Source organism: Enterococcus sp. 5B3_DIV0040 (assembly GCF_002140755.1).
GTDB classification, from domain to species: domain Bacteria; phylum Bacillota; class Bacilli; order Lactobacillales; family Enterococcaceae; genus Enterococcus_D; species Enterococcus_D casseliflavus.
On sequence record NZ_NGLC01000001.1, the window covers coordinates 661,271 to 676,354 of the forward strand.

The 15,084-nt window shown below is 45.0% G+C and carries 8 protein-coding genes; 3 read left to right on the forward strand and 5 right to left on the reverse strand.

All coding sequences use genetic code 11. From position 1 onward, the window contains the following. Positions 1 to 234 precede the first annotated feature (234 nt). The 3 genes from ileS (at position 235) to A5883_RS03265 (ending at position 9,343) form a co-directional block, all read left to right on the forward strand. The gene (ileS, locus tag A5883_RS03255; protein WP_086337989.1) at positions 235 to 3,030 is read left to right on the forward strand and encodes an isoleucine--tRNA ligase; all 2,796 of its coding nucleotides are present in this window, start codon (positions 235 to 237) and stop codon (positions 3,028 to 3,030) included. Positions 3,031 to 3,396: 366 nt separating this feature from the next. Continuing rightward, positions 3,397 to 7,902 carry a glutamate synthase large subunit gene (gene gltB, locus A5883_RS03260; RefSeq protein WP_086337990.1) on the forward strand — a complete coding sequence of 1,502 codons (4,506 nt, stop codon included), beginning with the start codon at positions 3,397 to 3,399 and terminating at the stop codon, positions 7,900 to 7,902. A gap of 1 nt (position 7,903) precedes the next feature. Continuing rightward, positions 7,904 to 9,343 carry a glutamate synthase subunit beta gene (locus A5883_RS03265; protein ID WP_016620658.1) on the forward strand — a complete coding sequence of 480 codons (1,440 nt, stop codon included), beginning with the start codon at positions 7,904 to 7,906 and terminating at the stop codon, positions 9,341 to 9,343. A gap of 83 nt (positions 9,344 to 9,426) precedes the next feature. Here the strand turns inward: A5883_RS03265 and vanS are convergent, their stop codons facing one another. The 5 genes from vanS to vanC form a co-directional block, all read right to left on the reverse strand. Continuing rightward, positions 9,427 to 10,557 (reverse strand): vancomycin resistance histidine kinase VanS, encoded by a 1,131-nt coding sequence (gene vanS / locus A5883_RS03270; RefSeq protein WP_303393663.1) that lies wholly within the window; start codon positions 10,555 to 10,557, stop codon positions 9,427 to 9,429. Continuing rightward, positions 10,547 to 11,242 (reverse strand): vancomycin resistance response regulator transcription factor VanR-C, encoded by a 696-nt coding sequence (gene vanR-C, locus A5883_RS03275; protein ID WP_005237269.1) that lies wholly within the window; start codon positions 11,240 to 11,242, stop codon positions 10,547 to 10,549. The genes vanS and vanR-C overlap by 11 nt, the downstream gene beginning before the upstream one ends. A gap of 98 nt (positions 11,243 to 11,340) precedes the next feature. Continuing rightward, on the reverse strand, positions 11,341 to 13,443 hold the full coding sequence (gene vanT, locus A5883_RS03280; RefSeq protein ID WP_086337991.1) for a membrane-bound serine racemase VanT: 2,103 nt from the start codon (positions 13,441 to 13,443) through the stop codon (positions 11,341 to 11,343). Then, entirely contained in the window at positions 13,440 to 14,012 is a 573-nt protein-coding gene (locus A5883_RS03285) for a D-Ala-D-Ala dipeptidase/D-Ala-D-Ala carboxypeptidase VanXY-C (protein ID WP_010749757.1), read from the reverse strand. The genes vanT and A5883_RS03285 overlap by 4 nt, the downstream gene beginning before the upstream one ends. Next, positions 14,009 to 15,061, reverse strand: a complete 1,053-nt coding sequence (gene vanC / locus A5883_RS03290) for a D-alanine--D-serine ligase VanC (RefSeq protein ID WP_086299201.1) — start codon at positions 15,059 to 15,061, stop codon at positions 14,009 to 14,011. The genes A5883_RS03285 and vanC overlap by 4 nt, the downstream gene beginning before the upstream one ends. Positions 15,062 to 15,084: the final 23 nt, after the last annotated feature.

Consider the following 15,084-nt stretch of genomic DNA (forward strand, 5'->3'; position numbering starts at 1 on the left):
TGGTCCGCAATGCGGAACAGAGCAGATGATGAACAGTACTAGGCGACCGTAGGGAGCGTAGTAACCAAACGAGGAATCACTAGGATTGATTTTTAAAATCAGTGAGACCTAAACACAAGGAAGTCATGGCAACCAATCCATTTTGATACGTTCAATAGAAGCAATTGATTGGTCGAGTCAATGGATTTAGAAATTATACGGAAACGTAGTGAGACGAAAAGGAGCGAAACAAGAATGAAAATGAAAGAAACACTGCATCTTGGAAAAACCGCTTTTCCAATGCGAGGCAACTTGCCGAACCGCGAAGTGGATTGGCAAAAAGAATGGGAAGAAAATCGATTGTATCAACGCCGTCAAGAATTAAATGAAGGCAAGCCAACCTTTGTCTTACACGATGGTCCTCCTTATGCAAATGGGAACATCCATATCGGACACTCATTGAACAAAATCAGTAAAGACATTATCGTACGTTCCAAATCAATGTCAGGTTTCCGTTCCCCTTATGTACCTGGTTGGGATACCCATGGTTTGCCGATCGAGCAAGTGTTGACAAATAAAGGAATCAAGCGCAAAGAAATGAGCTTGGCAGAATACCGCAAAAAATGTGAAGAATATGCTTTGACCCAAGTGGATACACAAAGAGCTGACTTCAAACGTTTAGGGGTTTCTGGTGACTGGGAGCACCCATACATCACACTGACGCCCGATTATGAAGCTGCAGAAATTCGCGTTTTCGGAAAAATGGCAGAAAAAGGCTATATCTACAAAGGATTAAAACCAATCTACTGGTCACCATCTAGTGAATCATCACTAGCAGAAGCCGAGATCGAATACAAAGATGTGAAATCACCATCGATCTATGTTGCTTTCCCAGTCGCAGATGGCAAAGATTTGCTTGATTCAGATACATCTTTTGTTATCTGGACGACGACGCCATGGACCTTGCCAGCGAATCTAGGAATCTCTGTGAATCCAACCTTTGCCTATGTTCAAATCTTGGCTGATGGTCGTAAATTTGTCGTGGCAAAAGATTTATTAGAAACCGTGACGAATGAGATTGGTTGGGAATCTGTCGAAGTATTGCAAGAATTGGCAGGCGATCAATTAGAAAAAATGACGGCGCAACATCCTTTCTATGACCGTACGTCTCTGTTGATGTTAGGGGATCATGTGACATTGGATGCCGGTACTGGTTTGGTCCACACTGCACCAGGACACGGGGAAGATGACTACATCGTCAGCAAAAAATATGGGCTAGATGTCTTATCGCCAGTCGATAGCCGTGGGGTCTTCACAGAAGAAGCACCAGGATTTGAAGGGGTCTTTTATGACAAAGCCAATCCAATGATCACTGAGCTTTTAGAAGAAAAAGGGGCGCTATTAAAACTAAACTTCTTTACTCACAGCTATCCACATGATTGGCGGACGAAAAAACCAGTCATCTATCGGGCAACGCCACAATGGTTTGCTTCAATTGATAAGTTCCGTCAAAACATTTTGGATGAGATCGAAAAAGTAGATTGGATCATTCCATGGGGCAAAACCCGTTTATACAATATGATTCGCGATCGCGGCGACTGGGTGATCTCTCGTCAACGTGCGTGGGGTGTACCATTGCCAATCTTTTACGCAGAAAACGGCGAAGCCATCATCACGCCTGAAACGATCGAGCATGTGGCAAACTTGTTTGCTGAACATGGTTCAACGATTTGGTTTGAAAAAGAAGCCGAAGAATTGCTGCCGGCTGGCTTTACGCATCCAGGCTCACCAAACGGTAAATTCTCGAAAGAAACTGACATCATGGATGTTTGGTTTGATTCAGGTTCTTCTCACGAAGCCGTGTTACGTCAACGTCCAGAATTGACGTTCCCAGCTGACATGTATTTGGAAGGTTCTGATCAATATCGCGGGTGGTTCAACTCAAGTATCACAACTAGTGTGGCGATCAATGAAGTCGCACCATACAAAGCCGTCTTGTCTCAAGGCTTCACCTTAGATGGCGAAGGCCGTAAGATGAGTAAATCTCTTGGAAATACCATTGCACCAGAAAAAGTGATCAACCAAATGGGTGCGGATATTTTGCGCCTTTGGGTCAGCAGTGTTGACTACGAAGCGGATGTTCGAGTGTCTATGGATATCTTGAATCAAGTATCAGAAGTCTATCGGAAAATTCGCAATACCATGCGTTTCTTATTGGCTAACACGAATGATTTTGATCCAGCAAAAGACAGCGTACCATTTGAAAACTTGCGTTCTGTTGATAAATACATGATGGTTCGTTTGAATCAAACGATCAAAACGATCCGAGAAGATGGTTATGAAAAATACAACTTCTTGCATATTTACCGAACAGTCATCAACTTCTTGACAGTCGATATGTCATCCTTCTATTTGGATTTTGCGAAAGATGTCGTTTATATCGAAGCTGAAAATGATTTCCAACGTCGCGCCATGCAAACCGTCTTTTATCAAACAGCGGTTGCGTTGACGAAATTACTGACGCCGATCATTCCGCATACGGCAGAAGAAATCTGGTCACATTTGAAAGAAGAAGAGGAATATGTCCAATTAGCGGAGTTCCCTGGCTATGATACATTTGCTAACCAAGAAGAGCTGCTTGATTTATGGCGTGCTTTCCTTGATTTCCGTGACAATGTCTTAAAAGCATTAGAAGAAGCGCGTAATGCAAAATTGATCGGAAAGTCCTTTGAAGCGAAAGTCACTGTTTATCCAACTGAGCCAGTTGCGGCATTGCTAAAAGCTATCGATTCAGATATTGCACAACTGCTGATCATTTCACCAGATTTCTTAACGATCAAAGAAGCCGGTGAAGCAGCTCCTGAAATGGCATATCAATTTGAGGATGTGGCGATCTTAGTTGAAAAAGCCGAAGGGGAAGTATGTGAACGTTGTCGCCAAGTCCGGGTAGATGTTGGTGTAGAAGAGCAACTGCCAACACTTTGTGGGCATTGTGCAACCATCGTCAAAGAAAACTATCCCGAAGCAGTTGCAGAAGGCTTTGAAAAATAAAAGAACGAAAAAAGATGACCCCATTGCGGGTCATCTTTTTTTGCGCTTGCTCATTCTTATTCCTTGAGAATGGGAGAAAAACGCACGTTTCTGACATGAATATGAGAAAATAGGTGGCAATTGATAACGATTCTCATTTGTTTGCAATAATTTTTCGACAGTTTATTGTATAATAAAAAAACCTTACTAGACGAAGTTTCTTCCTTAAGGTCTGTAGGCAATTGTTTGTTCGAGATAGAGTATTTCACAGTCAACAGAAGAAACCAACGAGCTCGGATCAAGTAAAAAAAACTTGCCAGATAGAAAAACAGGTTGTAAACTGTTAAAAATCGGAATATTCAGAATATTGAAAGAAAGTGTGATTCCATGAGTGATTTAGAGATGATGAGGAAAACGAACCAAACGATGTACGATGCCGCTTTTGAAAAAGATGCTTGTGGGATGGGGTTTATTGCACAAAAAGATGGTCGCTATTCCCGAGAACTTGTGCAAAATGCCTTAACAATGTTAGAACGGATGAACCACCGAGGGGGAACTGGCGCTGAACCTGACACAGGTGACGGAGCTGGAATTTTGATGGCAATGCCTGACCCATTTTTTCAACAGCGAGCAAAAGAGGCCGAAATCTCATTGCCTGAAAAAGGCGCCTATGCTGTTGGGATGTTTTTTTTACCGAAAGAAAAGCTCCGAGCAGCACAGGTCCAAGAAGAAGTAACTAAAGACATTCAACAAATGGGTTTTACCGTTTTATGGCAACGGGATGTGCCTTATGATTATTATCAGTGTGGACCGGGGGCGCAAAAAGTCATGCCCTCATTTGTGCAAGTCTTTATTGAAAAACCTGTCGATGTAACTGCTGGCCGTCCCTTTGAAGATCAGCTTTACCGGCTACGACGTAAACTGGAAAAAACGTATCATACTGATGAGTTGTCTATCTGCAGCTTGTCCAGTAAGACAGTTGTTTATAAAGGAATGCTGCATGCCTATCAAGTTGGCTTATTTTTCAAAGATCTTCAAAGCCCAGAAATGACCTCTTGTATCGCATTGACCCATTCTCGTTTTTCGACAAATACCTTTCCAAGCTGGAGTCGGGCGCAACCTTTTCGTTTCTTAGCCCATAATGGCGAAATCAACACGTTACGCGGGGCAGAAAATTGGATGCATGGACATCAGATCGAAGTCTATGATGATGAAAATTCTGATTCGGCGAAACTAGAAAATTGTATGGAATATTTGTACCGTCAAGGGCGAGATATTCCTCAAGCACTGTTGATGATGGTGCCAGAAGCGTGGTCCAAAGAAGCTGGATTGTCGCCGGAGCTGACAGCTTTTAATGAGTACAACGCAAGCTTTATGGCTCCTTGGGATGGACCGGCAGCTTTATGTTTTACCGATGGGGATTTGGTAGGGGCTGCACTCGATCGAAATGGGTTACGGCCATCTCGCTACTCGATCACGAAAACTGGTTTTGTGGTCGTGGCCTCTGAGTCAGGTGTTGTCGATTTGCCAGCATCGGAAGTGATTGAAAAAGGGGTGCTTGGACCAGCAAATATGTTTTTGGTGGATACCAAAAAAGGGGTGATCTTACGCAATCAAGAAATCAAAGCGCATTATGCGAATGCCCATCCTTACCAGGAGTGGCTAGCGGATCACTTATTGACACCAGAGCTGCTTCCTGAGACTGAGAAGCAGGAGGAAACAGCAGATGATGCGATCCAGACCCTTTGGAAACGAAATGGTTACACGGATGAGATCATTCGCACGTTGATTTTACCAATGGCTCAAACGGGAGAAGAACCAGTGATCTCCATGGGGTTTGATTCACCCTTAGCTATTTTGAGCGAACGTCCCCAATCCTTGTTTACGTACTTCAAGCAACAATTCGCCCAAGTGACCAATCCACCCATTGATGCGATTCGCGAAAAATTAGTGATCGGTACCGAGCTGTTTTTAGGTCGAGATGGGGATGTTTCAAAGGACATTCGAATCAATTGTAATAAGCTGAAGATTGCTAGTCCGGTGTTAAAAACGAGTGAATATGAAAAAATCAAACAGTTAGATCAAAATGGTCAAAAAGCGGCTTTACAGTCGATTCTTTATGATTATGTACCAGAAAACGGGGCAGCTTTGCAACAAGCGTTAGAAGCGCTTTTTAAAGAGACGGAGCAAAAAATCGATTCTGGGGCAACGATCGTCATTTTAAGTGATCGGGAAGTCATCCAAGCGCAAGAAGGAAAAGTGGCGATTCCGATCCTTTTGGCGGTATCAGGTCTGCACAATTACTTGGTGCGAAAAGGCAAACGTTCCTTGGCATCAATCGTTGCGGATACTGCGGAAGTCTGTGAGGTCCATCATTATGCCATGTTAGTCGGCTACGGAGTAAGTGGGGTCCACCCTTATGGGGCTTACCAGACATTGGCACATTTTGAGCTTTCAGAGAAGATCGAAAGTTACCGTAAGGCATGTGAAAAGGGCATTGTCAAAATCATGTCACGAATGGGGATTTCAACGATTGCCGGTTACCATGGGGCGCAATTGTTTGAAGCTGTTGGTATCTCTGAGAAAGTTATCTCCGAATACTTTACCGGCACGGTTACTCGTATCGGTGGACTTTCATTAGCGCAAATCGAGCAAGAATACTTAACGCGTTATGAAGCGGCGTATGGCGAGAAACGCGTGGATTATCTTGATTCGGGTGGTAGTTTCCAATACAAAGCTGACGGGGAACATCATCTGTTCAATCCAAAAACAATCTATGGATTTCAAAAAGCTGTTCGTACCGGCAGCTATGCGCTTTATAAAGAATATGCGGCGGAGATGAACCAAGACGCGTTAGAGAATCCAACGACCCTCCGTTATATGTGGACTTTTGCGAACACAAGACGCAGTATTCCATTAGCTGAGGTGGAGCCAGTTGAAACGATCGTCAAACGATTTAAAGTCGGTGCGATGTCTTACGGCTCTCTAAGTGAAGAGGCACATCGCTGTATTGCTGAAGGAATGAATGCGATCGGGGCAAAATCCAACAGTGGAGAAGGTGGAGAAAACCGAAATCGTTTCAAACCAGTGAATGGCATTAATTATAATAGTCGCATCAAACAAGTAGCTTCTGGCCGTTTTGGTGTCAACGCCGAATATTTAATGAGTGCGGACGAACTCCAGATCAAAATGGCGCAAGGGGCGAAACCTGGTGAAGGGGGGCAATTGCCAGGCAACAAAGTCTTCCCGTGGGTCGCTGAGATTCGTGGCTCAACACCTGGGGTCCGATTGATTTCGCCGCCACCACATCACGACATTTATTCGATTGAAGACTTAGCCCAGCTGATCTATGACTTAAAGGCAATCAACCCGTATGCCCGCATCAATGTCAAATTGGTTTCTAGTACAGGTGTGGGTACGATCGCTACCGGTGTCGTCAAAGCCGGTGCAGACGTAGTCGTGATCTCAGGCTATGACGGTGGGACCGGTGCTTCTCCGAGAAATTCGATTCGGGATGCTGGCTTGCCTTGGGAGATGGGGCTTGCAGAAGCCCATCAAACGTTAGCTATGAATCATTTGCGGCAGCGAATGACCTTAGAGACAGATGGAAAATTGATGACGGGGCGTGACATCGCCATTGCTGCTCTTTTAGGAGCAGAAGAATATAGCTTTGCCTCTTTAGCGCTAGTTGCGATTGGTTGTGTCATGATGCGAGTTTGCAGTATCAATACATGTCCTGTCGGCATTGCTACACAGAACCCAGCGTTGCGCAAATTTTTCGCAGGGAAACCTGAGCACATCATCAATACGATGTATTTTTTAGCAGAAGATTTACGGGAAACGATGGCCGAGCTAGGGTTTCGCACGATTGATGAGATGGTAGGACACGCGGAATTGTTGACACCACGCTTCGTTGCCAAAGGCAAAGCAAAATCATTAGACTTTTCCAGAATGATTGGAACGACGATCCCGATCGAACGCAAAGTGAAGGACCCATTCCTTGAGAAACGTCAATGGCCAGAATTAGATGCTTTTGCCCAAGCTGCTATCGACAACAATCAAGAAATCGTTATGAATCATACGATCAATAATGTTCAACGTTCAGTCGGCGCTCGTTTAGGGGGCTGGATCGCAGAACGCTTTGGCAATTACGAAGTAACACCAGGCTTGTTGCAGTTTACGTACCGCGGCATTGCTGGACAAAGTTTTGGGGCGTTTGCCACCCAGGGAATCCAGTTGAAACTGATTGGCGAGGCCAACGATTATGTAGCCAAAGGATTGAGTGGTGCCCGTTTGATCATTGTGCCGCCTGAAGATGCTGCTTACGATGCAGAGCATTCACCGATTGTCGGTAATGTTGCTTGTTTCGGGGCGAATCGTGGTGAAGGCTATTTCCGCGGCATTGCTGGCGAACGCTTTTGTGTCCGTAACAGTGGAGCCAAAGTCGTTGTCGAAGGCGTTGGTGACCATGGCTGTGAGTACATGACTGGCGGTGTCGTGGTAATTTTAGGAAAAACCGGTCGCAACTTCGGTGCTGGAATGTCCGGTGGCGTGGCGTATGTTTACGATCCCGATCAAACCTTTGCTGATAAATGCAATCGGGAAATGGTTGATTTGTACCGGATTGGTGAAAGCGGTGATGACCACCAGTTGAAGGAGATGATCCAGCAGCATTTTGCCTATACGGATTCATTGAAGGCGGCTGAGATTTTAGAAGATTGGGAAAATCAGCAGCAACATTTCATCAAAGTCTATCCGACAGAGTACCATCAGATGATCCAAGCAACGGAGACTTTGGCTGAGCAAGGATTTATCGGGGAGGAACTTGTGACGAAAGCTTTCGAAGCCGTCGTCGGTCCACAATTGACTATTCCAGGAAAGGAGCGCGACTAATATGGCAGATCCATTTGGTTTTTTAAAGTACCCAAGAGTAGAAAATCCTACCCGACCGGTTTCAGAACGTATCCAAGACTGGCAAGAATTACAGACGCCATTGCCTGAAAATGAGCGTCAAGAGCAAGCGGCGCGCTGTATGAATTGTGGCATTCCTTTTTGTCATACTGGTTCTTTTTACGGCGGGCAACGGGCGGTTTCAGGTTGTCCCAATGACAACCTGATTCCTGAATGGAATGATCTGGTTTATCAAGGGCGTTTCCAAGCCGCCTTTGAGCGTTTAGCCAAAACCAATCCACTACCAGAAATGACAGGGCGTGTCTGTCCTGCTCCATGTGAAAAAGGCTGTACCGAGGCACTGAATGGCTCAGGTGTCACGATCCATGACAATGAACGTTTTATTATCGATACTGCTTTTGAAAACGATTGGGTCAAAGCTTCCGGGTTGCCTCAAGATGCGACTGGTTTCAAGGTGGCCATTGTTGGTAGTGGACCGGCTGGTTTATCCGCTGCTTGGCGCTTGAATCAACTAGGACATCAAGTGACGGTCTATGAACGCAGCGATCGCTTTGGCGGTTTGCTAATGTATGGTATCCCAAACATGAAATTAGACAAAGATGTCGTGCAGCGACGTATTGATCTAATGGCAGAGCTAGGCGTGACCTTTGTCGCTAATACGGAGATCGGTCGTGACTTATCAGCAGAAGAATTGTCCGCTCAGTATGATCGGGTCATTTTGGCAACAGGAGCTAGTGTTCCTCGTGACTTGAAGATTCCAGGTCGTGAATTGACTGGGGTGCAATTTGCAGTCGATTATCTGACGGAAGCAACCAAAGATGTCTTAAAGCATGGCAAAGCGGCAACAAGTAAAAAACTTGCTGGCAAGCACGTCGTCGTGATTGGCGGCGGCGACACTGGAAATGACTGTATTGGTTCAGCGATTCGGCAAGGAGCCGCTTCTGTGCGTCAATTGGAGATCACGCCCCAACTGCCATTGACACGTACCGACAGCAATCCTTGGCCTGAATACCCAATGACAGCCCGCACAGGATATGGGCAAGAAGAAGCGGCTGAAGTCCTGCAAACACAAGTGACGTATCATGGGGTGTCCACAACAGCCTTTATCGGCGCCGAACGCGGCCAGTTGATCGCCATCGAAACGGTCTCAGTAGATCAACAGTTTCAGCCGATCCCTGGCACAGAGCAAGTGATCAAGGCGGATTTGGTTTTGTTGGCAATGGGCTTTGTTGGTGCAGAGACCCAACTCTTCGATGCCTTTGGTGTGCGAGAAGTGTACGATGATTACACGACGAACAATGAACGAGTGTTAGTCGCAGGAGATGCTAAAAGAGGACCGAGTTTAGTCATCTGGGGGATTCGCGAAGGACGCTTAGCGGCAGAAAAAGTCGATCAAGCGTTACGATCATTGGTGTATCAATAAGCAATCAATAAAAAACAACCTGAGCAGCTCTTCCTCCCTCTGAATTAGAAGGGGAACAGCGAAATGCTCAGGTTGTTTGCCTGTTAAGCAGTTGGTTCAGATGGATGGGGCTTTGACCGCTGTTCATTTTTTTCCATTGATACCTTCGGTAGACGAATCGAAAAGACGATGGTTTCGTCACGGCTTTCCGCCCAGATTTTTCCACCTAATGCTTCAACGATTTCTTTGGCGATCGGCAGCCCCAGACCGGTCCCACCCGTCGCTGTTGCTCGGGAAGCATCCATGCGGTAGAAAGGCTCAAAAATCAAGCCGATCTTTTCAGCTGAGATCGTTTTTCCTTGATTGGTCAAACGAATCAGGATATCATCAGATTCGCTGATGGCTAAACGCAAAGGGGAGTTAGGATAGCTATAATTGATGGCATTGCGGATCAAGTTATCAAAGACGCGTTCCATCTTCTCTGTATCGACAGTCGCATAGACTTTTTTCTGCAGCTGCAGTTGCCAATGAAGGTTTTTTTCTTCTAACAGCGGCAAAAATTCAAACGTCAACTGTTCCAGCATCAAGCTCAGATCCGTGGTTTCGGTCTGTAAGGCGATCGTTGTAAGATTAAAACGGGTGATTTCGAAAAACTCGCTGATCAATAATTCTAGCCGCTGGGCTTTTTGCAAGGCGATCTTGGTATAGCGTGCGCGTAGTTCGGAAGAAAGCTGCGGTTCTTCTTCTAGAAGTGTCAAATAGCCGATCACACTGGTCAAAGGTGTGCGTAAATCATGTGCGAGATAGACGATCAAATCATTTTTCCGCTGCTCTGCTTCTTTGGCAGCTCGTTGATCCTGTAGATTTTTTTCCCGCAACTGGTTCATTTCTTCTTGCACGTCGATCAGATTGCTGGAAAGAACGATTCGCTTCGTAGGTTCAGCAATCAATTGATTCGTGGCTTGAATCGTTTCATTCAAATAGCTGATGGCTTTACTCATATAATAAATCGTTGTGCTCACCCAAATCAGCAAGGCACCGATTGCTAGACAGACGAGCCAATAATCAGCAAAAAGCCGTAATATTTGATAAATGGGCTCATAGCCGTACCAAACCCTCAATCCTGCTACAAAGCGAACAGTTAAAGGGATCAGAATCAAAAGGAGCATTAAAACACCTGTGGTGATAAAGTATTGAGTCAAAAGTTTCCGGATCAATGGACTTCTATTTTTCAATGATATAGCCGACCCCCCATACAGTTTTGATTAATTTCGGTTTGCGGGGTTGTTCGTTTAGCTTTTCCCGCAGACGGGCAATATGTGCCATCACTGTGTTATTGTTGTCTAAATATTTTTCTTTCCAGACTGCTTCAAAAAGAGTTTCTGAGGCAACGACCGATCCTTGGTGTTCAAATAAGTAAAGCAGGATTTTAAATTCGATGGGGGTCAAGAAAACCTCTTTGCCATAAAGATAACATTGGTGACTGTTGATTTTCAACAGTAAGCCTTCCTTTTCGTATTCTTCAATCTTCTGCGGAACAGCTGACTGATTGTATCGTTGGTATCGCCGTAGTTGCGTTTTGACCCGAGCAACAACTTCTAATGGATTGAAGGGTTTCGTCACATAATCATCTGCACCTAGACTTAGACCGGTAATTTTATCCAGATCTTCTCCTTTGGCAGTGAGCATCAGTACTGGAAAAAAGTGGGTTTTGCGAATGGTCTGTAACAGCTGAAAGCCGTCGATATCCGGCAGCATCACATCTAAAACTGCCACATCGACTGTTTCTTTTTCGAGATAAGCCAAAGCACTCGTTCCATCATAAAAAGGTTCCACTTGAAAGCCTTCATTCCTTAGAAACGTCGTGACTAACTCGGCGATTTCTTTTTCATCATCAACAACAATTATTTTTTCTGCCATCCTTGATTCACTCCAACTATCTACGATCTTTTTTCATTTAAACTACCATTTACTCTACCCACATCATACCGTAATCGGTAAGCGAATGCATTCGTTTTCTACTTTGACATTGAAGGGACGCGGGAACCTAGTCGACTGATCAATTCATTGGGAATGGTTTGTGCTTGATCAGCTGTATTCGTCCAATCGCTGATTACTTCTAACCAACTTTCGACCGCCAGTTCTGGATAGTCCGTTAAATCGATCAAGAGCATATCCATACAAATCAACCCAACCTGCGGGAGTAACCCCCCTTGATAAGACAATTGGAATCCTTGATTTGATAGGGCACGGGGGACTCCGTCACAGTAGCCGATACTAACGATCCCAATCGTGGTAGGTCGATCAAAAACAGTGGCTAGTCCATAGCCGATCGCTTCACCAGCGGCGACTGTTTTTTTGTCCACTAGTAAGGCTTTTAGGGTCAGAATCGGCTGTACGTTTATCTTCTGTTTTGTTGGTTCATTCGGGACACTCAGGGAACCAGTTAAAAGAATACCCGGGCGCACATAATCATACTGTTTCTCTGGATAATTCAATATTCCGTAACTGCTTTGCAGATGCGTCAGACCATAGGCGATATTTCTAGCGGATAAGCCAGCCAATAGATCATCAAAACAAATGATTTGGGCTTGTGTCCGTAAGATACTTGCCGTATCTAGCTGATCTGAAGAGCCTAGATGGGAAAAAATGCCTGTGATCTTGAGGGATGGCAAGGCATAAAGCCTTCTAACTGTTTCAAGGTCAGGGGCAACGCCTAGACGATGCATGCCGGTATCTACCGCTAAATGGCATTCGATTGGAAGGCCTGTTCGGGCTAACGCTTGTCCATGCGCTTCACTGACGATAGTTTGAATTAAGGAATATCGGTTCAGCTCTTTGGCACGTTGGGCAGAAGTGTACCCTAAAATCAGTAAGCGACTTTTAATGCCAGCTCGCCGTAATTCGATGGCTTCTTCTATGGTGGCAACAGCAAAAAAATCGACGCCTACTCTTTCCAAGGTACGAGCGACCAATTGTGCATCGCAACCATAGGCATCTGCTTTAACGACCGCCATCACTTTTGTTGTGGATGGAATCACTCGTTTGATTTCCTGCAAGTTGTGCAACAGGGCGGGGGCTGAGAATTCTTTGGCTGCCCGCTGCAAGTGGAGCGGCGTTTTTTTCGGAAACGGCAACAGCTTTTGCAAAGCAAAGAGACCATAAATCAACCCGATGGTCAATCCTAAGACCACGAAGTAATTGATTAGATTGTTTTGAAGCAAGGGCAGTTTCTGACTAAGAAAATGGGTTACTGCAATGGTATAAGGATGGAGCAAATAGAGCCAAAGGGACAGACGACCCGCTTGTTTCCAGATCATGGGTGCTTGCCATTGCTGAATGATCGGAAATAAAAACAAGAGAACGAAGGGCAAAAAGACATACATGCTGTCATGTTTAGGTGTAGTAAAGTGATGCAAGAGATAACTTTCCAAAAGCAAGCAAATCAGACTAATCATCAGATAACTATAGCGATGGGGAGAAGCAGGTTTTTTGGCAAATCTTCTGGCTAGTACCCCTAAGATCAAAAATAAGGGAGCAAAAAAAATGCCGTTGCGAGTGCCATCCAATAGTTGGAAAATCAGTGAATAGAGTGGCGTGATGGGTGTTTGTGCAGCCAGGCCAGACCAACTGTCCCCACCTAAACCAACCACATACAAACCGACAGCAATGAAAAACACCTGCTTGAAAGAAAGCCGTGTCAAGAGGCCCATCACTAGTAGACCGCCGGTAATGATCGCAGGAAAATACCAAAGATGGTAAAGAATGCCGTTGACTAGCAAAGTTTGAATAAAAGTGTCTAGTGGCATGTTCAATCCTAGTATGCCGCTGTACCAAGCAAGCGGCAAAAAGAGCAGTGTGGCAATGAGATAGACTTGCAGCTGTTTTTTGATAAACTGCCAGATACGTTGTCTGGCAGGATAGCTGTTTTGGGTGGCTAAATCACTGAACACATAATACCCGCTGATCATAAAAAAGAAGGGGACGGCGATTCTGAAGAGCGTCAACGTGATCAGGATATCACCGTCAGGCCATAAGCGGTGAAGAGGCAGACAGTGGATCGCGACCACCATCATCGCCAAAATTACCCGAAATTGCTCGATTCCTTGATTCTTCTTCATGCGAACTGCCTCGCCGTTTGTTCAAGGTATTGATGGTATTCTTCCAAGGTCCACTGTTGGCTGGCGATGATTTGACTATGGGGCAGACCGACATAACGAAAATGCCATGGTTCATAGCCAATCCCTGTAATTTCCTGTTTGTCCGCGGGATAGCGTAAAATAAACCCATAGTTCATCATTTCCTGGGTAAATAAATCCGCCGCTGCGCTGTCACGAAATCGTGGGCAGATCAAATCATCCTGGCTGCCTTTTAAACCAACATCGATCGCTAAGCCTAACTGATGTTCACTGCACCCGGGCAATGCCACAAATTGTTTCGTATAGGCTAGCCCATTTTCTTTCAAGGAATATTCCCATAAATACCGTTGCTGCTTTTCGGTTCGGTAGCCATCTAATAAGCAGATCTCGTCTTCAAGCTTTAAAGCTTTGACTAGCCGTTTCCATTGTTTGGCTGCTTCTGGTTGCAAGTAAACCTCGTCTTCACTGAAGGCAGCAAGGACTAAATGAGGCGGCTCTTGGTTTTTTTCTAACGGAAATTCTTTGCTAACTAACTGTAGATAGGGATTCATTTGACTTCCTCCTTTGCTAAGACAAGCAGTTTTTGTAGTAGTTCTTGATAGGATAAGCCGATCGCTGCCATCATGGCCGGATAGCGGGAGTGACTAGTAAAGCCCGGCATAGTATTGATTTCATTCAAGTATAGTTCTCCTTGATTCGTGACAAAAAAGTCGATGCGAGCAAGTCCTTTAAGACCAAGACTGTGATAGAGCAGCTGAGCTTGTTCTTTGACCTTGGTTTCAATCGTTTCAGGCAATGGTGCAGGAACGGTGATCTTGGCGCTAATCAACTGGTACTTTTCTTCAAAATCGAAAAAGCCTTCTACTAATGAAATAGCGTCACAAGCACCGACAGTCAAAGAGTCGTTGCCTAAGATACCGCAACCAATCTCAACGCCAGCGATATTTTTTTGTAAGAGCACTGCTGAACAATAAGCGAAGGCTTCCTTCAAGGCAGGAGCAATTTCTTCGACACAAGTCACTTTTGTGATCCCTTTTGAGGAGCCAGCTTCATTAGGCTTAAAGAAAACCGGAAAGCCATGGGTCTGGATAAAGGCTTCGATTTGTCTTTGCTGGTTGTCTTGATTTGTCAAGAGAATCGTAGGAGCGCTTTGTACGCCAATCGCTTCTGCTACTTGATGCAATAACCATTTGTTCATACATAATGCGGAGGCCGCCACACCGCAGCCTACATAAGGTAGTTTCATCAATTCAAACAATCCTTGGATACTGCCATCTTCCCCGTATTTGCCATGCATAATGGGAAATAAAACATCAGGTACCAACGTTTGCTGCGCTTCACTTAGCCAAAAGCCGTTTCCTTCAAAAAGCGGCTGGATTTTCTGTTTATGTTTCGTATCCAACAACCACGTGTCTTGTCGGATGTTTTCCAGTTCTCCTGTATACAAATACCAATCTATAGCATCTGGGGCGATCCCGATCAAAGAGAGGTCATAGTCATCGGGAGATGATAGGAGTGCTTCGATTGCGCTAGTTGCTGAGGCTAAAGAAACGGCGTACTCCGGTGAATTGCCTCCAAAAATAATGGCGATTTTTTTCATATTTTTCTTCCTTCCACTTTTCG

Excerpts from the sequence above, each read along its gene's own strand:
- ileS (WP_086337989.1), top strand. The coding sequence starts at position 235 with ATGAAAATGAAAGAAACACTGCATCTTGGAAAAACCGCTTTTCCAATG.
- gltB (WP_086337990.1), top strand. The coding sequence starts at position 3,397 with ATGAGTGATTTAGAGATGATGAGGAAAACGAACCAAACGATGTACGAT.
- A5883_RS03265 (WP_016620658.1), top strand. The coding sequence starts at position 7,904 with ATGGCAGATCCATTTGGTTTTTTAAAGTACCCAAGAGTAGAAAATCCT.
- vanR-C (WP_005237269.1), bottom strand. The coding sequence starts at position 11,242 with ATGGCAGAAAAAATAATTGTTGTTGATGATGAAAAAGAAATCGCCGAG.
- vanT (WP_086337991.1), bottom strand. The coding sequence starts at position 13,443 with ATGAAGAAGAATCAAGGAATCGAGCAATTTCGGGTAATTTTGGCGATG.
- A5883_RS03285 (WP_010749757.1), bottom strand. The coding sequence starts at position 14,012 with ATGAATCCCTATCTACAGTTAGTTAGCAAAGAATTTCCGTTAGAAAAA.
- vanC (WP_086299201.1), bottom strand. The coding sequence starts at position 15,061 with ATGAAAAAAATCGCCATTATTTTTGGAGGCAATTCACCGGAGTACGCC.